General features: G+C 72.1%; 18 protein-coding genes and 2 tRNA genes. 17 read left to right on the forward strand and 3 right to left on the reverse strand.

What is annotated here, in order from left to right:
• The first annotated feature begins 17 nt into the window (after positions 1-17).
• The 4 genes from AB0M27_RS11685 (at position 18) to AB0M27_RS11700 (ending at position 4394) form a co-directional block, all read left to right on the forward strand.
• Positions 18-494, forward strand: a complete 477-nt coding sequence (locus AB0M27_RS11685) for a MaoC family dehydratase (RefSeq protein WP_365720623.1) — start codon at positions 18-20, stop codon at positions 492-494.
• A complete protein-coding gene (locus AB0M27_RS11690) occupies positions 491-1657 on the forward strand; it encodes a lipid-transfer protein (RefSeq protein ID WP_365720457.1) in 1167 nt (388 codons plus the stop codon). The genes AB0M27_RS11685 and AB0M27_RS11690 overlap by 4 nt, the downstream gene beginning before the upstream one ends.
• Positions 1658-1951: 294 nt before the next feature.
• On the forward strand, positions 1952-2545 hold the full coding sequence (locus tag AB0M27_RS11695) for a SigE family RNA polymerase sigma factor (protein ID WP_365720459.1): 594 nt from the start codon (positions 1952-1954) through the stop codon (positions 2543-2545).
• 172 nt (positions 2546-2717) lie between these two features.
• Positions 2718-4394 carry a long-chain fatty acid--CoA ligase gene (locus AB0M27_RS11700; RefSeq protein ID WP_365720461.1) on the forward strand — a complete coding sequence of 559 codons (1677 nt, stop codon included), beginning with the start codon at positions 2718-2720 and terminating at the stop codon, positions 4392-4394.
• Positions 4395-4518: 124 nt separating this feature from the next.
• On the opposite strand, the gene AB0M27_RS11705 is transcribed toward AB0M27_RS11700, so the two are convergent.
• Together AB0M27_RS11705 and AB0M27_RS11710 are read right to left on the reverse strand one after the other, a co-directional pair.
• Positions 4519-9051 carry a PAS domain-containing protein gene (locus AB0M27_RS11705; RefSeq protein WP_365720463.1) on the reverse strand — a complete coding sequence of 1511 codons (4533 nt, stop codon included), beginning with the start codon at positions 9049-9051 and terminating at the stop codon, positions 4519-4521.
• A gap of 293 nt (positions 9052-9344) precedes the next feature.
• Positions 9345-9785, reverse strand: coding sequence for an SSI family serine proteinase inhibitor (locus tag AB0M27_RS11710; protein WP_365720465.1), 441 nt, complete (start codon positions 9783-9785; stop codon positions 9345-9347).
• Positions 9786-10058: 273 nt separating this feature from the next.
• Here AB0M27_RS11710 and AB0M27_RS11715 point away from each other — a divergent pair.
• Together AB0M27_RS11715 and AB0M27_RS11720 are read left to right on the forward strand one after the other, a co-directional pair.
• Positions 10059-10149: transfer RNA gene (locus AB0M27_RS11715), tRNA-Ser, on the forward strand.
• A gap of 207 nt (positions 10150-10356) precedes the next feature.
• Positions 10357-10429 (forward strand) — tRNA-Arg (locus AB0M27_RS11720).
• 105 nt (positions 10430-10534) lie between these two features.
• Here AB0M27_RS11720 and AB0M27_RS11725 read toward each other — a convergent pair.
• A complete protein-coding gene (locus tag AB0M27_RS11725) occupies positions 10535-11026 on the reverse strand; it encodes a MarR family transcriptional regulator (protein ID WP_365720467.1) in 492 nt (163 codons plus the stop codon).
• Positions 11027-11116: 90 nt separating this feature from the next.
• On the opposite strand from AB0M27_RS11725, the gene AB0M27_RS11730 reads away from it, so the two are divergent.
• The 11 genes from AB0M27_RS11730 to AB0M27_RS11780 all read left to right on the forward strand — a co-directional run bounded on the left by AB0M27_RS11730 (position 11117) and on the right by AB0M27_RS11780 (position 21195).
• On the forward strand, positions 11117-11482 hold the full coding sequence (locus AB0M27_RS11730) for an HGxxPAAW family protein (RefSeq protein ID WP_365720469.1): 366 nt from the start codon (positions 11117-11119) through the stop codon (positions 11480-11482).
• 259 nt (positions 11483-11741) lie between these two features.
• Positions 11742-12224: a hypothetical protein gene (locus AB0M27_RS11735; RefSeq protein WP_365720471.1), complete on the forward strand. Its 483-nt coding sequence runs from the start codon at positions 11742-11744 to the stop codon at positions 12222-12224.
• Positions 12158-12424, forward strand: coding sequence for a hypothetical protein (locus AB0M27_RS11740; protein ID WP_365720625.1), 267 nt, complete (start codon positions 12158-12160; stop codon positions 12422-12424). Before AB0M27_RS11735 ends, AB0M27_RS11740 begins: the two co-directional genes overlap by 67 nt.
• On the forward strand, positions 12424-13299 hold the full coding sequence (locus tag AB0M27_RS11745; protein WP_365720473.1) for a DUF2797 domain-containing protein: 876 nt from the start codon (positions 12424-12426) through the stop codon (positions 13297-13299). The genes AB0M27_RS11740 and AB0M27_RS11745 overlap by 1 nt, the downstream gene beginning before the upstream one ends.
• An 87-nt stretch (positions 13300-13386) precedes the next feature.
• Positions 13387-13743 (forward strand): antibiotic biosynthesis monooxygenase, encoded by a 357-nt coding sequence (locus tag AB0M27_RS11750; RefSeq protein ID WP_365720475.1) that lies wholly within the window; start codon positions 13387-13389, stop codon positions 13741-13743.
• A 100-nt stretch (positions 13744-13843) separates the two neighbouring features.
• On the forward strand, positions 13844-14584 hold the full coding sequence (locus AB0M27_RS11755) for a response regulator transcription factor (RefSeq protein WP_055710393.1): 741 nt from the start codon (positions 13844-13846) through the stop codon (positions 14582-14584).
• Entirely contained in the window at positions 14581-16284 is a 1704-nt protein-coding gene (locus AB0M27_RS11760) for a HAMP domain-containing sensor histidine kinase (RefSeq protein WP_365720477.1), read from the forward strand. Before AB0M27_RS11755 ends, AB0M27_RS11760 begins: the two co-directional genes overlap by 4 nt.
• Before the next feature lie 14 nt (positions 16285-16298).
• On the forward strand, positions 16299-17792 hold the full coding sequence (locus AB0M27_RS11765; RefSeq protein WP_365720479.1) for a bifunctional glycosyltransferase family 2/GtrA family protein: 1494 nt from the start codon (positions 16299-16301) through the stop codon (positions 17790-17792).
• Entirely contained in the window at positions 17789-19999 is a 2211-nt protein-coding gene (locus AB0M27_RS11770) for a glycosyltransferase family 39 protein (RefSeq protein ID WP_365720481.1), read from the forward strand. Before AB0M27_RS11765 ends, AB0M27_RS11770 begins: the two co-directional genes overlap by 4 nt.
• A 96-nt stretch (positions 20000-20095) precedes the next feature.
• The gene (locus AB0M27_RS11775) at positions 20096-20281 is read left to right on the forward strand and encodes a hypothetical protein (RefSeq protein ID WP_365720627.1); all 186 of its coding nucleotides are present in this window, start codon (positions 20096-20098) and stop codon (positions 20279-20281) included.
• 155 nt (positions 20282-20436) lie between these two features.
• Positions 20437-21195: a TetR/AcrR family transcriptional regulator gene (locus AB0M27_RS11780; protein ID WP_365720483.1), complete on the forward strand. Its 759-nt coding sequence runs from the start codon at positions 20437-20439 to the stop codon at positions 21193-21195.
• The last annotated feature ends 3 nt before the right edge of the window (positions 21196-21198 follow it).

Here is a 21198-nt window from a genome sequence, read left to right on the forward strand (position 1 = left end):
CCACGCCGACGACGGCACTGACGGCGGGCGCCGAGCTGCCCCCGCTGGAGATCCCGGTCACGCGGACGCTGATCGTGGCGGGGGCGATCGCGTCGCGGGACTACCAGGACGTGCACCACGACGCAGAGTCGGCCAGGCAGAAGGGCTCACCGGACGTCTTCATGAACATCCTGACGACGAACGGCCTGGTCGGCAGATACATCACGGACCACTTCGGCCCGACGGCGATGCTCCGCAAGGTCGCCATCAGGCTCGGGGCACCCAACTATCCAGGTGACACGATGGTGTTGACGGGCACGATCGAGGCTGTCGACGGCGACACCGCCACCGTACGGGTCGTCGGTGCCAACGCCCTCGGCAGACATGTGACGGGCACGGTGACGGTCACGGTCCCGACGAACCCGGCTCCGTCTGGCCCGGCACCGGCGCAGACCCCGGCGGCGATGCGGGCCTCGGCCTCCTCCACGGCCCCGGACCCGGAGGACCGCTCATGAGTCTCCATGCCCGCGACACCCTGGCCGGCCGTGCCGCGATCGCGGGGATCGGGGCCACCGAGTTCTCCAAGGACTCCGGGCGCAGCGAGCTGCGGCTGGCCGTGGAGGCGGTGCGGGCCGCGCTGGACGACGCGGGGCTGACGCCGGCGGACGTGGACGGGATGGTGACGTTCACGATGGACACCAACCCGGAGATCACGGTGGCCCAGGCCTGTGGGATGGGTGAGCTGTCCTTCTTCTCCCGGGTGCACTACGGCGGCGGTGCGGCCTGCGCGACCGTGCTCCAGGCGGCGCTCGCGGTGGCGACGGGCGTGGCGGACGTCGTGGTCTGCTACCGCGCCTTCAACGAGCGCTCGGGCCGCAGGTTCGGTGCCGGCGTGCAGCACCGGGAGCCGTCGGCGGAGGGCGCCGCGCTCGGCTGGGTGCTGCCGTTCGGGCTGCTCACGCCGGCCTCCTGGGTGGCGATGGCGGCTCAGCGGTATCTCCACGCGTACGGGCTGACGCCGGAGGTGTTCGGGCATGTGGCCGTGGTGGACCGCAAGTACGCGGCGACGAACCCGGCGGCGTACTTCCACGGCCGCCCCATCACGCTCGCGGAACACGCGGCTTCCCGCTGGATCGTGGAGCCGCTGCGGCTGCTGGACTGCTGTCAGGAGACCGACGGCGGTCAGGCGATCGTCGTCACCTCGGTGGAGCGGGCCCGTGACCTGCCGCATCCCCCGGCGGTGATCGCGGCGGCCGCCCAGGGCGCCGGCCGGGCGCAGGAGCAGATGACCAGCTTCTACCGGGACGATCTGACCGGCCTTCCGGAGATGGGCGCGGTGGCCCGCCGGCTGTGGAGGTCGTCCGGACTCGGCCCGGCCGATATCGATGTGGCAATCCTCTACGACCACTTCACACCGTTCGTGCTGATGCAGCTGGAGGAGTTCGGGTTCTGCGGGAAGGGGGAGGCGGCGGACTTCGTGGCCGAGCAGCGGCTGCCGCTCAACACACACGGGGGCCAGCTCGGGGAGGCCTATCTGCACGGGATGAACGGGATAGCGGAGGCGGTGCGCCAGCTGCGGGGCACGGCGGTGAACCAGATACCGGGCACGACCCGGTCCCTGGTGACGGCCGGCACCGGGGTACCGACCTCGGGACTGGTCCTGACGGCAGACGCCTGACCACCGGGCCGCCTTCCCGTCCCCGAAGTCACAGCCCGGCTCCCCTCGAGCCGCTGACCGGCAGGGCTGAACCCCACCCTGTGACCGGGCCGGACCCGCACCGCCCGAGGGGTCGACCGGCGGGCGGAGCCAGGTCGGATCGGGGGTGGAGTCAGGGTCGTACCCGCATACGGGGTGCACCCGCCGTCCACCTTCAGGAGGTGGAGCCGGCCCCACCCCTACAACCTGAGGGGGACGCCGCTTCGGGACCTGGGGGCGATCCGCCGGAGGTCGGTCCGCTCCTAGCGTGGAGCCATGACCACACCCGTCTGCACCAGCGCCTCGGCCGCCGCCGCACCAAGGCGGCAGACCCTCCCGCACCCCCGGCTCCGGCCGAGCGGGGAGACTCCGACGTATCCGACGTTCGCGTCGTATGTGCGGGCTCGTCAGCCGGTCCTGCTGCGCACCGCGCGCTCGCTCACCGCGAACCTGAGCGACGCCGAGGACCTGCTGCAGACCGCGCTCGCCAAGACCTACGTGGCCTGGGAGCGGATCGAGGACCAGCGGGCGCTCGACGGCTATGTGCGTCGTGCGCTGCTGAACACCCGTACCTCGCAGTGGCGCAAGCGCCGGGTGGACGAGTTCACCTGTGACGAACTGCCCGAGCCGGAGCCCGTACCGGGCGACGACGACCCGGCCGAACGGCAGGCCTTGCACGACGCGATGTGGCGGGCGATCACGAGGCTGCCGGCGCGGCAGCGGGCGATGGTCGTCCTGCGCTACTACGAGGACCTCAGCGAGGCCCAGACCGCCGAGGTGCTCGGGGTGTCGGTGGGCACGGTGAAGTCGGCGGTGTCGCGTGCGCTCGGCAAGCTGCGTGAGGACCCCGAGTTGGGCTTGGTTCGCTAGTGGCCCGGTGTCGCAGGCAGTGCCCGGGGGGATTGCACCCGCGGCCCCCGCCCGCTTCGACCTGAGCGGTCTCGTCCGCGAACGCGGGACGAGCTGATTGTTCTCCCCTCCCTAGTGACATACCGCGCGGTATGTGCGCAGAATCAGCGCAACCTCTACCACCGCGTAGGCAATGCCGCCCCGGGAGGACTCCGTGCTGAGCACCATGCAGGACGTACCGCTGACCGTCACCCGCATCCTGACGCACGGGACGCTGGTGCACGGGCGATCCCAGATCATCACCTGGACCGGGGAAGCCGAGCCGCAGCGGCGCAGTTTCGCCGAGGCCGGGGTGCGCGCGGTGCAGCTGGCGAACGCCCTGCGCGACGAACTCGGCGTCCGGGGCGATGACCGGGTGGCCACCCTGATGTGGAACAACGCGGAGCACGTGGAGGCCTACTTCGCGATCCCGTCCATGGGCGCGGTGCTGCACACGCTCAATCTGCGGCTGCCCGCCGAGCAGTTGGTGTGGATCGTCAACCACGCGGCCGACAAGGTCGTCATCGTCAACGGCTCGCTCATCCCGCTGCTCGCCCCGCTGCTGCCCAAGCTGCCGACGGTCGAGCACATCGTCGTCTCCGGCCCCGGTGACCGCTCGCCGCTCCAGGGCACGCACGTCCGGATCCACGAGTACGAGGAGCTGATCGCGGACCGGCCGACCACGTTCGACTGGCCGGAGCTGGACGAACGCCAGGCCGCCGCCATGTGCTACACCTCCGGCACGACCGGCGACCCCAAGGGCGTGGTGTACAGCCATCGTTCGATCTACCTGCACTCCATGCAGGTCAACATGACCCAGTCGATGGGCCTGACCGACCAGGACACCTCTCTGGTCGTCGTCCCCCAGTTCCACGTCAACGCCTGGGGCCTGCCGCACGCCACCTTCATGACCGGCGTCAACATGCTGATGCCGGACCGCTTCCTCCAGCCCGCGCCGCTCGCCGAGATGATCGAGCGCGAGAAGCCGACCCACGCCGCGGCCGTCCCGACCATCTGGCAGGGCCTGCTCGCCGAGCTGCACAACAAGCCCCGCGACGTCTCCTCCCTCACCCAGGTCACCATCGGCGGCTCCGCCTGCCCGCCCTCCCTGATGGAGGCCTTCGACCGGCTCGGCATGCGCGTCTGCCACGCCTGGGGCATGACGGAGACGTCCCCGCTCGGCACGGTCGCCCGTCCCCCGGCCCACGCCGTCGGCAGCGAGGAGGAGTTCGCCTACCGCCTCACCCAGGGCCGGTTCCCGGCCGGCGTCGAGGCCCGGCTCACCGGCCCCGGCGGCGAACGCCTCCCCTGGGACGGCGAGTCGGCGGGCGAGCTGGAGGTGCACGGCCCCTGGATCGCCGGCGCCTACTACAACGGCCCCGACGCCGAACCCCTCCGCCCCGCCGACAAGTTCAGCGAGGACGGCTGGCTGAAGACGGGTGACGTCGGGACCATCTCCCCCGACGGTTATCTCACCCTCACCGACCGCGCCAAGGACGTCATCAAGTCCGGCGGCGAGTGGATCTCCTCGGTGGAGCTGGAGAACGCGCTGATGTCCCACCCGGACGTCGCCGAGGCCGCGGTGGTCGCCGTACCCGACGAGAAGTGGGGCGAGCGCCCGCTGGCCACGGTCGTCCTGAGGGAGGGCGCCACCGCCGACTTCGAGACCCTGCGCGTCTTCCTCGCCGAGGAGGGGCGCATCGCCAGGTGGCAGCTGCCCGAGCGCTGGACGATCGTCGAGTCGGTGCCGAAGACGAGCGTGGGCAAGTTCGACAAGAAGGTGCTGCGCAGGCGGTACGCGGACGGGGAGCTGGACGTCACCCGCCTGTGACACCGCGGGGCGCGCCGGGCAGCGGGTCTCGCCGCCCGGCGCGCGTCCGGCGTCAGCCGTCGAGCACCTGCCCGAAGGAGTGGTCGTCCCAGGCGCGTCGTACGAGGTCCGGGAGGCGCGTGAGCTAGTTGGTGCCGATCCGGGCCAGCAGGTCCACGATCCGGCTCTGGACGTCGGTGCTCGTGGACCGCTCCGCGAGGAACAGAACCGTCTCGCCCGAGGCCAGCCGGGGCAGCTCGGCCTGGTCGACGGCCGCGGTGTACACGACCAGCGGGGTGCGGTTGAGCTGCCCGTTCGCGCGCAGCCAGTCGATGATCCCGGTGACCCCGGCCTGCCGTTGCTGCACCTGCATCAGGTCCATCACCACGAGGTTCGGCCGGAACTGCCCCGCCAGCGTCACCGCGTCGCCGTCGCCCGCGGCCCGCGCCACCTGCATCCCGCGCCGCTCCAGCGTCGCCGTCAGCGCCAGCGCGATCTCCGCGTGCTGTTCGATGAGCAGTACCCGCGGCGGATGCTGCTCGCTGTCCCGCGGCGCAAGCGCCTTCAGCAGAACGGCGGGATCGGCGCCGTACGCCGCCTCGCGCGTCGCCTGCCCGAGCCCGGCCGTCACCAGCACCGGCACCTCGGCCGCGACCGCTGCCTGCCGCAGCGACTGCAGGGCCGTACGTGTGATGGGCCCGGTCAGCGGATCCACGAACAGCGCGGCCGGGAACGCCGCGATCTGCGCGTCGACCTCCTCACGGGAGTGCACGATCACCGGCCGGTAGCCACGGTCGCTCAGCGCCTGCTGGGTCGTCGCGTCGGGCGCGGGCCAGACCAGCAGCCGGCGCGGGTTGTCCAGCGGCTCCGGCGGCAGCTCGTCGTCGAGCGGCTGCGGACGCGGGGTGTCCGAGATCTCGATGGCACCCCCGGGGCCGTCCAGCGGCTCGGGGCCTTCGGCGGCGTCGGCGTCCGGTGCGCCTATGGCGTACGACCGTCCGGCGCCCTCGGTGCCCGGGGCGAGCCGGGCCTGCCCGGCCAGGGACGGATGCGCCGTCGTCGGCTGGTCGGCCGCCGGATGCGGCCGGGCCGCCTGCTCCGGCTGCTGCTCCGGACGCTTGGCCGGGTCCGGAGGCGTGCCCAGCTTGCGCCTGCGGCCGGAACCGCCCGGCGCGTGCGGCGGCGGGGTCGCCGTCGGCTGCTGCACCTGAGCGGCCTGCCGCGAGAACGGCACGCCCTGCCCGAGCGTGCGCACGCTGATCGCCCGTCCCTGCGTCGAGTTCGGGTCGGCCGCGGCACTCTCGGCGGGCAACGGCTGAGCGGCCCGCGGCACCTGGACTCCGGTGTGTGTCGCGGGCAGCGCGGTGCCGGGGGCGGGCGTGCCGGTCTGCGGTACGGGCGTGCCCGCGCCGGAGGTGTCACCGGCGCCGGGCCACTGCTGGGGCAGGCTGGGCGCCTGCACGGCACCGGCCTCCGCGGGCAGCGGCTGGGCGCTCGGCGTGCCACCGGGCGGCGTGGCGGGCGTTGCCGCCGCGGTGGGCTGCTGGGCCGGGACCGCCTGCCCCGGGGCCGCCGGAACCGGCCGGCCGACGGTGTCGTGCGCGGGCGCGGCGGGGTGCGGTACGGGCGCCTGCTGACCGGGCGCGGCGACACCGGCCGGGGCGCCGGGTACCGCAGCGGGCGTCTGCGCGGGAGGGACCTGGCCGGGGATGTTCTGCCCGGCCGTTCCCTGCGCCGGAATGCCGTGAACCGGCGTGCCCTGACCGGGAGTCGGCGTCCCCACCGGGTGCGGCCCGGCCTGCCCGGGAGCGACCGGAACCCCCTGAGGGGGAGTCACCTGACCCGGCACGCTCGGTGCGGCCTGCCCGGGAACGCCCTGCGCCGGAGCGGTCTGGCCCGCGGTGGCCGGGGTCGCGGGCGTCGATGCCGGTGCCGGGGCCGGCTGCGCGGGATGCGTCGGCTGGGCCACGGCCCGGCGGCGCCGCCCGGTCGGTGCGCTGGTCGGATGCGGCTGCGGCGGGGTGTGGTCGGCGGACTGGTCGAGCGGTACGGCGTCGTGCCGGCCGGCGTCACCCGGTACCCCCGCGGCGGCCGGCGGCAGCTGAGCGGGCACCTGCAGCGGACCGGAGGCCTGAGGAGGAACCGGAAGGGGACCGGCAACCTGTCCGACACCCGGACCGACGGGCACAGCGCCCCCCGGCCCCACCGGCACACCGGCACCCGGGACGCCACCGGCCGCCGGAACCGTGCCCACTCCGCTCGCCGAGTCCGGGGACTGCGGTGAGCGGTCGGCCTCGGCCGGCGGCAGGGCGAAGACCGTACGCGCACCGCCCGCCTCCGCCGCGGCGGCACGCTCCGCCGCGGCGGCCAGCGCACGCCGGCGCCGCCCGGTGGGCTGCCCACCGTCGGCCGGAACGACATCCGCACCCGGAACGGCCTGCGCACCCGGCATCGGCGCGCTGCCCGCCGCCGGCAGTGCGGGCGCGGGCGGCAGGGCGGCCTGCGGGGCCCCGGAGTCGGAGCGGGCGCGCCGGCCCGTGGGCGCGGGCACGCCCTGCGGCGGAACGGTCGGGCCGAGTCCGTTACCGGAGGCGGCGGCCCCCGAGCCATGCTCGGCCGCGGTCACCACCGCACCCTCGCTCACACCCTCGTTCACACCCGTGCCGCCCTCGGCGGGCCGGCCACGGCGTCGTCCGGTACCCCCGGAGGCGGTCTCCGCGCCCTCGGCCGGGACCGCGCCCGTCTCGTCGGCGGGCGCCGCGGCGCGCCTGCGGCGGCGCCCGGTCGGCGTGGGCGCGTCGGTCTCCCTGGTCTGGCCGGCACCGGGAACGTCACTCTCCAGGAAGGCGTCGGTGGAGGACCGCCGGGCCCGCCGCCGTCCGCCACCGGTGGCCTGCTCGGCGGCACCGTTCTCGGCCACGGCCACCACACCGGCGCCGGCGACCTGCCCGCCCGCATCCGGCGCGGCGGGCGGAAGCGCGGCGGCGGGCACCCGCCCCGCGCCGTCGACCGTCCCGGCGCCACCGCCGAGCGGCACCTCCAGCACATACGCGCTGCCGCTCATGCCCGGCACCTCGTGCGTCTGCAGCACGCCGCCGTGGGCCCGTACGATCCCGCGCACGATCGGCTCGTGCACCGCGTCTCCCCCGGCGTACGGCCCGCGCACCTCGATCCGCGCGACCTCACCGCGCTGCGCGGCCGCGACCACGACGGTGTTGTCCAGGTAACCGCCCGCGGAGACGGGCGAGTTGCCGGTCGCGTCGACACCGGCGACATCCGCCACCAGATGAGCCAGCGCGGTGGCGAGCCGCTGCGGGTCGACCTCGGCCTCGATGGGGGGCGCGTGCACGGCGAACTGCACCCGCCCCGGCCCGATCAGCTCGACGGCCCCGTCCACACCGGCGGCGACGACGGCGTCCAGCAGCACCTTCGTACGGGTGATGTCCTCGGTGCCCGCGTCCAGGCGCTGGTACCCGAGGACGTTGTCGATGAGCGTGGTGATGCGTGAATATCCGGCCGAAAGGTGATGCAGCACCTGGTTGGCCTCGGGCCACAGCTGTCCGGCGTCGTCGGCGGCCAGTGCCGCCAGCTCGCGCCGCAGCTCGTCCAGCGGTCCGCGCAGCGACTGCCCGAGCAGGGTCAGCAACTGCTCGTGCCGCCCGGTGAGGGCCTCGTACCGGTCCTTCTCCCGCTCGGCGAGCGCGGCGTACCGCTCCTCGCCGGCCGCGACCTCCTCGGCGTGCTTCTCGCGCAGCTCCTCGACCTCGGTCACATGCTGCTGGCGCAGCGCGGTCAGGTCGGAGGCGTGCTCCTCGGAGAGCCGCTCGACCTCCTCGGCGTGCGCCTTCTCCAGCGCGGCCTTCTCCTCGGCGAGGTCCTCGTAGGGCCGCCGGTCGGTGAAGGTCATCACGGCACCGACGAGCTGGTCCCCGTCGCGCACGGGCGCGGTGGTCAGATCGACCGAGACCTTCTCGTCCCCCTTGGACCACAGCACCTGCCCGCGCACCCGGTGCTTGCGCCCGGAGCGCAGGGTGTCGGCGAGCGGCGACTCCTCGTACGGGAACGGCGACCCGTCGGCGCGCGAGTGCAGCACCAGCGTGTGCAGCTCCTTGCCGCCGAGCTCCCCGGCCCGGTAACCCAGTATCTGGGCGGCGGCCGGGTTGACGAGCACGATCCGCCCGTCGGTGTCCGTGCCCACCACACCTTCCGAGGCGGCCCGCAGAATCATCTCGGTCTGCCGCTGCGAGCGTGCCAGCTCCGCCTCGGTGTCGACGGTCCCGGACAGGTCCCGGACGACGATCATCAGCAGCTCGTCACCCGTATAGCCGTAACCGTCGTACGCCTGCTGCCCGTTCTCCAGATTCGCGCTCGTGACCTCGACGGGGAACTCGGACCCGTCGGTCCGCCGCGCGACCATCCGCGCGGGCTTGGTCCGCCCGTGCGGATCCATGTGATCGGGCCGCCGCATGGACCCGGGGATCAGCCGCGAGTCGAATTCGGGCAGCAGATCGAGCAGCCCACGCCCCACGAGAGCCGTACCCGGCGCCTCGAACGCCTCGAGCGCGATGGTGTTGGCGTTGACGACGGTTCCGTTGGCGTTGACCAGGACCAACGCGTCCGGCAGCGCGTCGAGTATGGCTGCGAGGCGAGCAGCGCCTCGGGATGGCCTGCTGCTCACGAGACGCCTTCCTCCCTGTTACCGCATCTTGCCGACCGCTCGGGCCATCTTGCCAACCGGCCCGCGACGTGTCACGCGAGGGAGTCTAAGGGCACACGTTGCGCTCGCGACGCCGGATGAGAGTGAGGTCCCACGTCACAGTGAAACCGAACCGGGCCACCACCCGCCGACCACGGCCCGACCACGCTCTCCGACTCCGCGAGACCTTCGCGGGACCTTTACGGGACCGGTGATTTCGTTGGGGGGAGCCCGTGAGTCGCTTGGGTGTGGCCGGTGGGGGCGGGGCGGCGGGGCTACGGGCTGACGGGCCCACGGCCTCGCGCCGCCGAGCCCAACCTCGGCAGCAGCGGCACCATCCGGTCCCACCGCTCGATCTCGCATCCGTTGCTGCGGTCGTAGGCGGCGGCGACGCTGTGTCCGGCCCAGGTGCCGGTCACCCGGGCGGTGGCCGGTCCGCCGTAGAGCATGGTGCAGATGGTGCCGGGCGCCACCGGGGCGAAGAGGTCCCGCTCCCACTGCGTGTGCTCTTCCAGCGCCTGGCAGGCCCCCGCCGCGTCCGGGTGGCTCCCGCCGACCGGATGACAGAACAGCTCGTACGTCCCGTCCTGCCCGGACCCGGCGTGCTGCACGACGACCGTGAGGTGATCACCGGCCCGGTCCTCGGGCCGCACGGGCGGCGGCAGGACGGGCGCGGCGACGGCGGGCACCGCGGACAGGGCGACCAGGGCGGACACGTCGGCGAGGAGGGAGGCGCCACCGCCATGTACACGCCCCCGCTGAAGGGCTCTGCGCCCCTGACCCCGCTGCCGACCCGGCTGAAGAAGAGAAACCATGCCCTGCTCAACGCGCCGGCCCCCCGGACGTTGCGTCCGCGCCGCCGCGCCGGACGGAAGCCCTTTGCCCTGCGACCCGACTGCCTAGTACCGTGGGAGCCGATTGGTGACGAGCCGCTCGGCTGTGTCATCATCTGCACGCACCACTCGCGCGCTCGCGTGAGCGGTTGTGCTGGAGGCGTCGCCTAGTCCGGTCTATGGCGCCGCACTGCTAATGCGGTTTGGGCCTTAAAGCCCATCGAGGGTTCAAATCCCTCCGCCTCCGCACCGATCCCGAAGCCCCGGTCCCACAGGACCGGGGCTTCGGTGTTCCCGCCCCACGTCACCCCTCTGCCCGCCCAGGGGTATTTCCGCAGGTCACAAGGGGTATGCCCAACGGATTTCACATGTCGGCGGCAGTCATGTAATGTTCTTCCTGTCGCCGGGACGGGCCGAAAGGGCCGAAACGGAGAGAGCAAGAACAAAAGAACAAGCACTCGTAGCTTAACGGATAGAGCATCTGACTACGGATCAGAAGGTTGCAGGTTCGAATCCTGCCGAGTGCACAGAGACCAGAGGCCCCGGAGAGATCCGGGGCCTCTGGCGTTTTGTCGTGTGCGGCAGATCGACGTGGGCCCCGGGAGAGTCCGGGGCCCGGGCAGCGAGCGGCGTCAGCACTCCTCGTCCGGGTCGTTCCGGTTCAGCTTCTCCAGGTATTCGTGCGCCAGGGTGGTGGCCCGGGTGAACCAGTCGTGGATGATCGCCAGTTCCTCCGGGGAGTAGTCGGAGAACAGGTCCGTCAGGCGCTTGTAGTGGCCCGCGTACACCGCCTCCACGCGGGTGACGGCATCCGGTACGGCGGCCACGCGGACCCGGCGGCGGTCCGTGGGGTCGGGGCGGCGGGTGACGTAGCCGGCGCGTTCGAGGCGGTTGAGGATGCCGGTCACCGCGCCGGTGGTCACGTGGGCGCGGGCGGCGAGGTCGCCGGCCGTCAGCAGGTCGTCGCCCGCCTCCAGGACGAAGGCGAAGCAGGTCAGGTCCGTGACGTTCAGGCCCAGCCGCCGGGCCAGTTCCTGCTGTCCGATCAGGTGGGCGGCGATGAGGTGGTCCATCGCCGACAGCGCCTGGGCCGGAGTGGCGGGTGGTCGCGGCGTGCCCTGCATCTTTCGAAATCCCTTAGCTCGTGAGATATTCGGTTGAGGAGACTTCTTAGCTCGTGAGGGAATCTGTCTTCTCGTTCCCGGAGGTGCTGTATGAGTCTGTACGACGAGGGTCACACGGTCGCCGGCTGGACCGGCTTCGGCATCGCGACGCTGGGAAGCGGTGTGGTGGGGCTGGGAATGTGTACGGCCTCGCTGCCGCTGGTCGCGGGCGGGCTCGCCGGCGTGGCCGTGAGCGTTCTGGTGACATGGGTCCTGCATCTGGCCGGCTGGGGCAAGCCGCCGGGGGTGCGGCCACGCGGGGAGTGGGGGATGCGGGTCCGGGACGCGCAGGCCCAGGAGGGGCACCCCGGGTGCGTCAGCTGCCGGCTGGCTGGGCGGGGGCGGTGGGCTGTGGTGGCTGGGGCGGCAGGGCGGCCGACGGCTGCGGAATCGATACCTGTGTCACCTATCGAGTGAAGGTGCTTTCGACGAACGGCAGTTGATGATCGCCGTGCCTAGCTTCCGGGGTGGAGGTGATGCTCGATGTACGAGCAGAACGAGACCCCGTCGGAGCAGTCGACGGGACGTAGGCAGGACGCAATCGACGTCAACGACTTTGTCTTCGCGGCCACGGGGCACGGGTGCGGAGGCTGACCACGCCGGAGGGGGAGCACTGGGTCTCGGCGGTGGACGTCGCCGTCCAGCGCGACGGCTCCTACTCCCTCGACCCCGCCCCGTGCAACCCGCTCCGCGCGGTGGCACCGCCTACCTCATGCCCGGGCAGGTCGCCGACGCGATCGTCCGACTGGAGGAACGGAACATCAGGGTGGACGAGGCTCTGGCCGTCGCGCAGGTCGAGCGGATCGAGCAGATGCGCCGCACCAACGAGCATCTGGGCCGTGCCAACGACCACCTCGCCGTCCTCAGTGACCGCGTCGGCGGTGTGCATCATGTGCTCGGTCGTATCTCCGACACCCTCGACCTCATCGCCGACCGTATGCGGCCCTCCGCCCCGGTACCGCCCCCGCCCGCCACGACCCCCCAGCAGCTCCTCACCACCTGGCGGGCGAAGAACCTGGTCGTCACCGAGGACGTGCACGCCGTCGCCGCCCACCTCGCCCCGGCGCTGGTGCGTGAGCCGGTGACTGCCGGCTGGAGGAGGTCGCGGAGCGCACGGGGCTCACGCTCGACCGGGTCCATGAGTGCCTGCGCATGCTGATCAAGCGGGGGCGCGTGAGGCAGGTGGGGCTGGCGGGGGAAGGAACCCCTGTGTACGTCCTGCCGCAGAGTGCCGGTCGTAGCGCACGCAGACAGGCCCGAAGTCGCAAAAAGAGGTTGCGGCTTCGGGCCTTCGCTCACCCTACGCCCCTCCGCCGCCCGGAACCCGTTGTCAGACCCGACCCATACCCTGACGAGTGATGGCACACGTATGGAAGTGCACCGGACTGCGCTGGTCGCCCGATGGTCCCGTGCTGGTGTGGGACGGCGGGCGGCGCAGTGTGCTGCCGTGGGGGAAACGGGTCGCCTTCGCCGTGCCGGAGAGGAGCGCCCGGCACTGTGTGGGCGCCCGCGGCCACGCCTGTCCGGTAGGGGCGGTCGTGCCGGCGCGGAGCACCGGCGCCCGGTGCGAGGACTGCGCGAGGCTGGACCGGGCGCACTCCGTGGCCGCCGACACGATCGCCGACGACCCACGGCCGTACCGGGTGTATCTGGCGTGGTTCGGGCCCGGGATGGTGAAAGTCGGGATCACCGCGGCCGAGCGGGGCTCGGCCCGGCTGCTGGAGCAGGGCGCCGTCTGTTTCAGCTGGCTCGGCGCCGGCCCGCTGATGGCCGCCCGACGCACCGAGGAGCTGCTGCGGGCCGCGCTCCAGGTGCCGGACCGGATTCCGTACGCCGAGAAGCGCGCGGTGCGGTCGGCGTTGCCGGGGACCGAGGAGGAACGTGCGGCGCAGGTGCGGGAGCTGCATGCGCGGGCCGAGTCCCTCAGCGGATGGCCCGAGTCCCTGCGGCCGGAGCCCTGTGAAGTGACCGATCACATGGGGGTGTTCGGGCTTGCCGGTGCCGCTTCCGCGTTCGGGGAAGTGGTGGAACTCGTCCCCGGCGGCGGGGTCGGCGGTGAGCTGGTCGCGGCCGCCGGGCCCGATCTTCATCTGGCGGTCGGTGAGCGCGGCGTGGTCGTGCTCGACACACGGTTGATGACGGGCTGGGAGCTGGTGTCGCCGGCCGCTTCGTGGTCCGCCGGACTCACCTTTCCGCTGCGGGAGTTCACACAACCGCAGGAGGGGTTGTTCTGAGGCGAAGGCAAAGACTCGGATCCCGTATGGATCCCTTTCGGCAAGGGCCATGGACGCCGAACGGGCCCACGGCCGACCGTGGTTGTCATGAGCGATCAAACGGATGCCGCTGTACAGCCCACCCCCCTTCCCGAACCCCCTTACTACGCCGCCATCTTCACCTCACTCCGCACCGACGACGACCCCGGCGGATACGACCGCACCGCCGAGCACCTCTCCCGTCTCGTCCGTGAAGTCCCCGGCTTCCTCGGCGAGGACTCCGCCCGTACCCCCGGCGGACTCGCGATCTCCGTCGCCTACTTCAAGGATCTCGAAGGGATCGAGCGGTGGCGGCGGCACCCCGAGCATCTCGCGGCCAAGCGCCGCGGCCGGGAGCGGTGGTACGAGCGGTACGTGATCCACATCGCCAGGGTCGAGCACGCGCGCGTCTTCGCGCGGGAATGAACGCTTCCCAGGAGCTGCCTGAGAGGTGCCTGTGTGTTTCTCAGGGAAATCACAGACTGGGGAAAGCCTCTTCTCAGAGGACCCGGACAAGGTGTGCACCATGACCACGACCTCGCCCCAGGGGCGCACCGAACTGCTGAGGCCGGACGGGAGCCCCGTCCGAGTGCTTGTGGTGGACGACGAGTTGTCGATCACCGAACTGCTGAGCATGGCTCTTCGTTACGAGGGCTGGCAGATCAGGAGTGCGGGGGACGGGCAGGGCGCCGTCCAGACCGCCCGTGAGTTCCGGCCCGACGCCGTCGTGCTGGACATGATGCTGCCCGACATGGACGGGCTGACCGTCCTCGGGCGGCTGCGGCGCGAGCTGCCGGACGTGCCCGTCCTCTTCCTGACCGCCAAGGACGCGGTGGAGGACCGTATCGCCGGGCTCACCGCCGGCGGCGACGACTACGTCACCAAGCCGTTCAGCCTGGAGGAGGTCGTGGCGCGGCTGCGGGGGCTCATCCGCCGGTCCGGGGCCGCCGACCGGCGGTCCGACTCCGTGCTCGTGGTCGGAGACCTGACGCTCGACGAGGACAGTCACGAGGTGTCGCGGGCCGGGGAGTCCATCCATCTCACCGCCACCGAGTTCGAGCTGCTGCGCTTCCTCATGCGCAACCCGCGGCGCGTGCTCAGCAAGGCGCAGATCCTGGACCGGGTGTGGTCGTACGACTTCGGCGGGCAGGCCAATGTCGTCGAGCTGTACATCTCCTATCTGCGGCGGAAGATCGACGCGGGGCGTGAGCCGATGATCCACACCCGGCGTGGGGCCGGTTATCTGATCAAGCCCGCCGCGTCATGAGCAGGCGGCGACGGCCGGCTCCGCAGCAACGACGGAAGCGGCAGGAGCGACGTGGGGGTCCCCCCGCTCGAGCGAAGTCGAGAGTAGGGAAGGGACAGCCGCGCACCCTGCGGACCCGGCTCGTCGTCGCGTCGGTGGTGCTGATCGCCGTGGTGTGTGCGGTGATCGGTACCGTCACCACGGTGGCGCTGCGCTCGCATCTGTACCAGCAGCTCGAGGGCAAGGTGAACGAGACCGCCGCGCGGGCGCTCGGTCATATGCAGGCTCCGGCCGGCGCGCGGCCCGGTGCGGTCCCGGGGGGCCTGGACCCCTCGGCGTCGGACGCCGCGACACCGAGCAAGAAGGTCGACAACCTGCTCACCAGGGGCCCGACGCAGCCCCGTACGGTCGCGGCGTACGTGAAGAACGGCTCGATCACCTCCGCCGCCGTGGCCCAGCAGCAGAACGACGACTACGGCCTGTTCAAGCAGATGCGCGCCGACGACCTCACCGCCGCGCAGAAGACCGCGCTGAACGCCGTGGCCAAGGACAACAAGGCGCACAGCGTGGAGATCCCCGGACTCGGGGACTACCTCGTCAAGTACGTGTCGAGCCGGGACAGCGGCGACGCGTACTACATCGCCCTGCCGACGAAGGACGTCGACGACAACATCGACACCCTGATCCTGGTCGAGATCAGTGTCACCGCCGCCGGTCTCATCGCCGCCACCCTCGCCGGCACCGTCATCGTCGGCGTCGCCACCCGCCCCCTGCGCAAGGTCGCCGCCACCGCCACCCGGGTCTCCGAACTCACGCTGCACACCGGCGAGGTGAACCTCAGCGAGCGGGTCCCCGAGTCCGAGTGCGACCCGCACACCGAGGTCGGCCAGGTCGGTGCCGCGCTCAACCGGATGCTCGACCATGTGCACGGCGCCCTGCACGCCCGGCAGCAGAGCGAGACGCGGGTACGGCAGTTCGTCGCCGACGCCAGCCATGAGCTGAGGACCCCGCTCGCGTCCATTCGCGGGTACGCGGAACTCACCAGACGCGGGCGGGAGCAGGTCGGACCCGACACCCGACACGCCCTCGGCCGGATCGAGTCCGAGACGGGCCGTATGACCCTCCTGGTCGAGGATCTTCTCCTCCTCGCCCGCCTCGACGCCGGACGGCCGCTGCAGTTCGAGCAGACCGATCTCATACCGCTGGTCGTGGACACGGTCAGCGACTCCCGCGCGGCCGGAATGGACCACAACTGGCGGCTCGATCTGCCCGATGAGCCCGCCCTGGTGTCGGCGGACGCGGCACGCATCCAGCAGGTGCTGGTCAATCTGCTCGGCAACGCGCGCAAACACACCCCGCCCGGTACGACCGTGACCGCGCGCGTGCAGCGGCGCGGGCCGTGGATGTGCGTCGACGTCGAGGACAACGGGCAGGGCATTCCGCCGGATCTGCTGCCACACGTCTTCGAGCGGTTCGCGCGCGGGGACTCCGCGCGGTCCAGGTCGACGGGGTCCACCGGGCTCGGGCTGGCCATCGTGCAGGCGGTCGCGGCCGCGCACGGGGGTGCCGTCACCGTCGACAGCGTGCCCGGGCGGACCGTGTTCACCGTCCATCTGCCCGCGCTCGCCCCCGCCGTTCCGTGCCCCGCGCCCGAAACCGACTGGCAATCGCACTCACAGGCACAGCACAGTGCCACCACATGGGTGCAACAGGGGGCTTGAGTTGAGTCGGTGCCATGCGAACCGACTCTTCTCCCGGCACCCTGCCGGCGCGGGAGCACCTCCCGGCCGGAGACGCCGGTACGCCTGTCCTGGACGTAGTGATCCCCGTCTACAACGAGGAGAAGGACCTCCAGCCGTGCGTCCGCAGACTGCACGAGCACCTCACGCGCACCTTCCCGTACGCCTTCCGCATCACGATCGCGGACAACGCGTCCACGGACACCACCCCGCTGGTGGCGGCGCGGCTGGAGGCGGATCTCCCCGAGGTCACCAACTTCCGCCTGGAGCAGAAGGGCCGGGGGCGGGCCCTCAGGACCGTCTGGTCCGCGTCCGAGGCGCCGATCCTCGCCTACATGGACGTCGACCTGTCCACCGACCTCAACGCCCTGCTGCCGCTGGTGGCGCCGCTGATCTCGGGCCACTCGGACCTCGCGATCGGCTCACGGCTCGCCCGCACCTCCCGGGTGGTGCGCGGCCCCAAGCGCGAGTTCATCAGCCGGGCCTACAACCTGATCCTGCGCGGCTCGCTCCAGGCCCGGTTCTCCGACGCCCAGTGCGGGTTCAAGGCCATCCGGCGCGATGTGGCCCAGGTGCTGCTGCCGCTGGTGGAGGACACCGGCTGGTTCTTCGACACCGAGATGCTGGTGCTCGCCGAGCGGGCGGGGCTGCGCATCCACGAGGTGCCGGTCGACTGGGTCGACGACCCCGACTCCACCGTGCACATCGTGAAGACCGCCACCGACGACCTCAAGGGCGTCTGGCGGATCGGCAAGGCGCTGGCCACCGGTTCGCTCCCGCTGGACCGGCTCACCCGGCCCTTCGGCGACGACCCGCGCGACCGCGACCTGACCAACGTGCCCACGGGACTCGCCCGTCAGCTCGTCGGCTTCTGCGTCGTCGGCGGCCTGTCCACCCTCTTCTACCTCCTCCTCTACAGCGTCTTCCGGCAGTTCTCCGGCTCCCAGATCGCCAACGCGCTCGCCCTGCTGGTCTCCGCGATCGCCAACACGGCCGCCAACCGCCGGCTCACCTTCGGAGTGCGCGGCCGGGGCGGCGCCGTACGGCACCAGGCGCAGGGCCTGGTCGTCTTCGGCATCGGTCTCGCGCTGACCAGCGGCTCCCTGGCCGCCCTGAACGCGGCCGGCTCCAGCCCGGCGCACTCCACCGAACTGGCGGTGCTCATCGCCGCCAACCTCGCCGCGACCGTGCTGCGGTTCCTGCTCTTCCGCGCCTGGGTGTTCCCGGACCGCGGCGAGTCCGGCACCGGCTCGACGGTCGTCGCCTCCCACCCCCTGTCCTCGCCGACCTACAGCACGAGCACGACCCCGCCGCACGGCACGACCGCTCCGTACGCACCGCTGCCCCAGCGCCCGGTGCCGTACCCGCAGCCGTATCCGACGGCCACCCAGGTCCGCGCCGGTGATGCCGCGGACGGCAGCTGGAGGGACGCCACCATGCGACTGCAGCCGGTGCGCCCTCACGACACCGATCCGGGGGAACCCCGATGACCACCCATTACGACCCGCCGACCGCCCAGCACAGCGCTACGACCGACTGGGGCCCGCCCCCGACCGCTCCCCCGCAGGCCCCCGAGGCAGGTGAGCCCAAGCAGCCGCTCCTGCGCAGACTGTGGCGCGGCCGCCCCGAGGACCCCCGCTGGGTGCGGCCGGCCTTCCTCGGCCTGCTGGCCGCCACCCTCCTGCTCTACCTGTACAACCTCAGCGCCTCCGGTTACGCCAACTCCTTCTACTCGGCGGCCGTGCAGGCGGGCAGCAAGTCCTGGAAGGCGTTCTTCTTCGGCTCGCTGGACGCGGGCAACGCCATCACCGTCGACAAGCCCTCGGCCTTCCTGTGGCCGATGGAGCTGTCGGTGCGGATCTTCGGCCTGAACTCATGGGCCATCCTCACTCCCGAGGTCCTCATGGGCGTCGGCACGGTGGCGGTCGTGTACGCGGCCGTACGGCGCCGGTTCAGCCCGGCCGCGGGTCTGATCGCGGGCGCGGTGCTCGCGCTCACCCCGGTGGCCGCGCTCATGTTCCGGTTCAACAACCCGGACGCGATGCTGGCCCTGCTGATGGCGCTGGCCTGCTACTTCGTCGTACGGGCGGTGGAGGACGGCCGGACGAAGTGGCTGGTGTGGGCGGGGGCCGCGATCGGCTTCGCCTTCCTCGCCAAGACCCTGCAGGCCTTCCTGATCCTGCCGCCGCTGGCGATCGTCTACGCCGTCTGCGGTCCGGTGAGGCTGCGCAGGCGCCTGGTCCAGCTGGGCCTCGCCACCGTCGCGCTCGTGGTCGCCGGCGGCTGGTGGGTCGCGATCGTCGAGCTGTGGCCGGCCTCCTCACGCCCCTACATCGGCGGGTCGCAGAACAACAGCTTCCTGGAGCTGACCTTCGGCTACAACGGCCTCGGCCGGATCAACGGCGACGAGACCGGCAGCGTCGGCGGCGGTGGCGGCAGGACCGGCTCCGGCCGCTGGGGCGCGACCGGCTGGGACCGGATGTTCAACTCCGAGATCGGCGGCCAGATCTCCTGGCTGCTCCCGGCCGCGCTGATCCTGCTGGTCGCGGGCCTGTGGGCGACCCGCAAGCTGCGCCGTACGTCCGTGACGCGGGCCTCGTTCCTGGTCTGGGGCGGCTCGCTGCTGATCACCATGGTGGTCTTCAGCTACATGGCGGGCATCTTCCACCAGTACTACACGGTGGCGCTCGCGCCCTACCTCGCGGCCGTCGTCGGCATGGGCGCCGGGCTGCTGTGGGAGCGGCGCAGGGAGACCTGGGCGTCGATCAGCCTCGCCGCCGCGCTCGTGGCCGCGTCCGCATGGGGATACGTCCTGCTCAACCGCACCTCCGGCTATCTGCCCTGGCTGAAGTGGCTGGTGCTGATCGGCGGCATGGTGGCCGCGCTGGGCCTGATCTTCGCCGGGCGGATCTCCCGGCAGCTGGCCCTCGGGGCGGCGGCGGTGGGCCTGGTGGCCGCGCTGGCCGGTCCGACGGCGTACACCCTCAGCACGGTGGACTCCGCGCACACCGGTTCCATCCCGACGGCCGGTCCGGCGGGCGCGAGCATGATGGGCTTCGGCGGCGGCCGGGGGCCCGGCGGCGGCAACGGCGGCGGTATGCGCGGCGGCTTCGGCGGTGCGATGCCGGGGCAGCAGGGCCAAGGGCAGCAAGGTCAGCAGAACGGCAACGGCTTCCCCGGTGGCGGTGGCAGTGGCGGTGGCTTCGGCGGTGGCATGCCGGGCCGGCAGGGCCAGAACAGCCAGGGTCAGCAGAACGGCAACGGCTTCCCCGGCGCCGGCCGGATGGGCGAAGGCGGCATGGGCGGCGGCGGTGGCGCCGGCGGCCTGCTGAACGGCGCGAACGTCTCCTCCGCCGCCAAGAAGCTGCTGGAGAAGGACGCCGCCAAGTACACCTGGGTCGCCGCGTCCATCGGTTCGCAGAACGCGGCCAGCTACCAGCTCACCACCGGTGACCCGGTGATGGCGATCGGCGGCTTCAACGGCACCGACCCGTCGCCGACGCTGGCGCAGTTCAAGAAGTACGTGGCGGAAGGGAAGATCCACTACTTCATCGCCGGCGGAGGCAGGGGCGGTGGCATGGGCGGCAGCAGCAGCGGCACGTCGTCCCAGATCACCTCGTGGGTCGAGAGCACCTTCAAGAAGGTCACCGTCGGTTCGGCCACCTTCTACGACCTGACGCAGAAGACGAGCGGCTGAGACAAGGGGACCGGCTGACGGACATCCGTGGTGTGCACCGCACGGCGACCGCCGTGCGGTGAACACCACGTCGACGGTCTGATCAGCGCTGTCCGGGTGTTCTACGGGCTTTCGCGGCGCTTTCTCCGAGTCACCTGGAAATCAGTTGAACCGGCCGGCACCGCGGGCGGCAGCGACTCGCTCTTCGGCGGCCCCGGCAGCGACTTCCTCGACGGCGGCCCGGGTACGAACCACTGCGACGGGGACGGTGGCCACAACGTCCTTGTGAACTGCCGGACCTGACGGCCTGAGGGCTTCCTCGAAGGGGCTCGGCCGGGTTTCCGGCCGAGCCCCTTCCCCCTGCCCGCCTGGCGTCACGAGACGGACGCGGTCCGCAGGCCTGCATGGCCCCGCGCCTAAGGTTGGACCAGTGGCCGGAGTCTCAGGAGGATGCGCCGATGGTGAAGGCAGCGGGTCGGTCGGCGCGGGACAGTGTGTGGCTGCAGGAGAAGCCGCGGCGCGGCGGACGTGCCGGTCAGCCCTCCGGACTGGACCGGGAGCGGATCACCGCGACGTCGGTGCCGCTGCTGGACGCCGAGGGGCTGGAGAAGTTCTCCATGCGGCGGCTGGCCGCGGAGCTGAACGTCACCGCGATGTCCCTGTACTGGTACGTCGACACCAAGGACGACCTGCTCGAACTCGCCCTGGACGCGGCCTTCGGCGAGCTGCGGCTGCCGGATCCGGACGCCGAGGGCGAGGCCTGGCGCGAGCAGCTGCGCGGGCTGGCCACCGAGTACCGGGCGCTGCTGGTGCGCCACCCCTGGCTGTCGCCGCTGGCGGGGCGCTATCTCAACATCGGCCCGAACTCGCTGGCGTTCTCCCGTGCGGTCCAGCGGGTCGTCCGCCGGGCGGGGCTGCCCGCGCACGGGGTGATGGGGGCGATCTCGGCGGTCTTCCAGTTCGTGTACGGCTTCGGCACGATCGAGGGCCACCTCTTCGCCCGGATCGCGGACACCGGGCTGAGCCCCGACGAGTACTACGAGCAGGCCATGGCCCTGGTGACCGAGGCCCCGGGGACCGCCGAGGTCGTCGAGGAGTCGAAGGACCTCATGGCGGCCCGCGGCGGGGACACGGTCGACGAGATGCTGGACCGCGACTTCGACTTCGCCCTGGACCTGCTGATCGCCGGCATCGAGGCGATGGTCAGCCGAGGCTGACCA

Origin of the sequence: Streptomyces sp. NPDC052107 (assembly GCF_040680215.1) — a bacterium.
In the GTDB taxonomy this organism is placed as follows: domain Bacteria; phylum Actinomycetota; class Actinomycetes; order Streptomycetales; family Streptomycetaceae; genus Streptomyces.

What these genes read in the sequence shown, in the direction of transcription:
- AB0M27_RS11745 (WP_365720473.1), top strand. Translation starts at nt 12,424, where the DNA reads ATGGCACACGTATGGAAGTGCACCGGACTGCGCTGGTCGCCCGATGGT.
- AB0M27_RS11695 (WP_365720459.1), top strand. Translation starts at nt 1,952, where the DNA reads ATGACCACACCCGTCTGCACCAGCGCCTCGGCCGCCGCCGCACCAAGG.
- AB0M27_RS11780 (WP_365720483.1), top strand. Translation starts at nt 20,437, where the DNA reads ATGGTGAAGGCAGCGGGTCGGTCGGCGCGGGACAGTGTGTGGCTGCAG.
- AB0M27_RS11770 (WP_365720481.1), top strand. Translation starts at nt 17,789, where the DNA reads ATGACCACCCATTACGACCCGCCGACCGCCCAGCACAGCGCTACGACC.
- AB0M27_RS11750 (WP_365720475.1), top strand. Translation starts at nt 13,387, where the DNA reads ATGAGCGATCAAACGGATGCCGCTGTACAGCCCACCCCCCTTCCCGAA.
- AB0M27_RS11690 (WP_365720457.1), top strand. Translation starts at nt 491, where the DNA reads ATGAGTCTCCATGCCCGCGACACCCTGGCCGGCCGTGCCGCGATCGCG.
- AB0M27_RS11765 (WP_365720479.1), top strand. Translation starts at nt 16,299, where the DNA reads ATGCGAACCGACTCTTCTCCCGGCACCCTGCCGGCGCGGGAGCACCTC.
- AB0M27_RS11730 (WP_365720469.1), top strand. Translation starts at nt 11,117, where the DNA reads ATGAGTCTGTACGACGAGGGTCACACGGTCGCCGGCTGGACCGGCTTC.
- AB0M27_RS11755 (WP_055710393.1), top strand. Translation starts at nt 13,844, where the DNA reads ATGACCACGACCTCGCCCCAGGGGCGCACCGAACTGCTGAGGCCGGAC.
- AB0M27_RS11700 (WP_365720461.1), top strand. Translation starts at nt 2,718, where the DNA reads ATGCCGCCCCGGGAGGACTCCGTGCTGAGCACCATGCAGGACGTACCG.
- AB0M27_RS11725 (WP_365720467.1), bottom strand. Translation starts at nt 11,026, where the DNA reads ATGCAGGGCACGCCGCGACCACCCGCCACTCCGGCCCAGGCGCTGTCG.
- AB0M27_RS11760 (WP_365720477.1), top strand. Translation starts at nt 14,581, where the DNA reads ATGAGCAGGCGGCGACGGCCGGCTCCGCAGCAACGACGGAAGCGGCAG.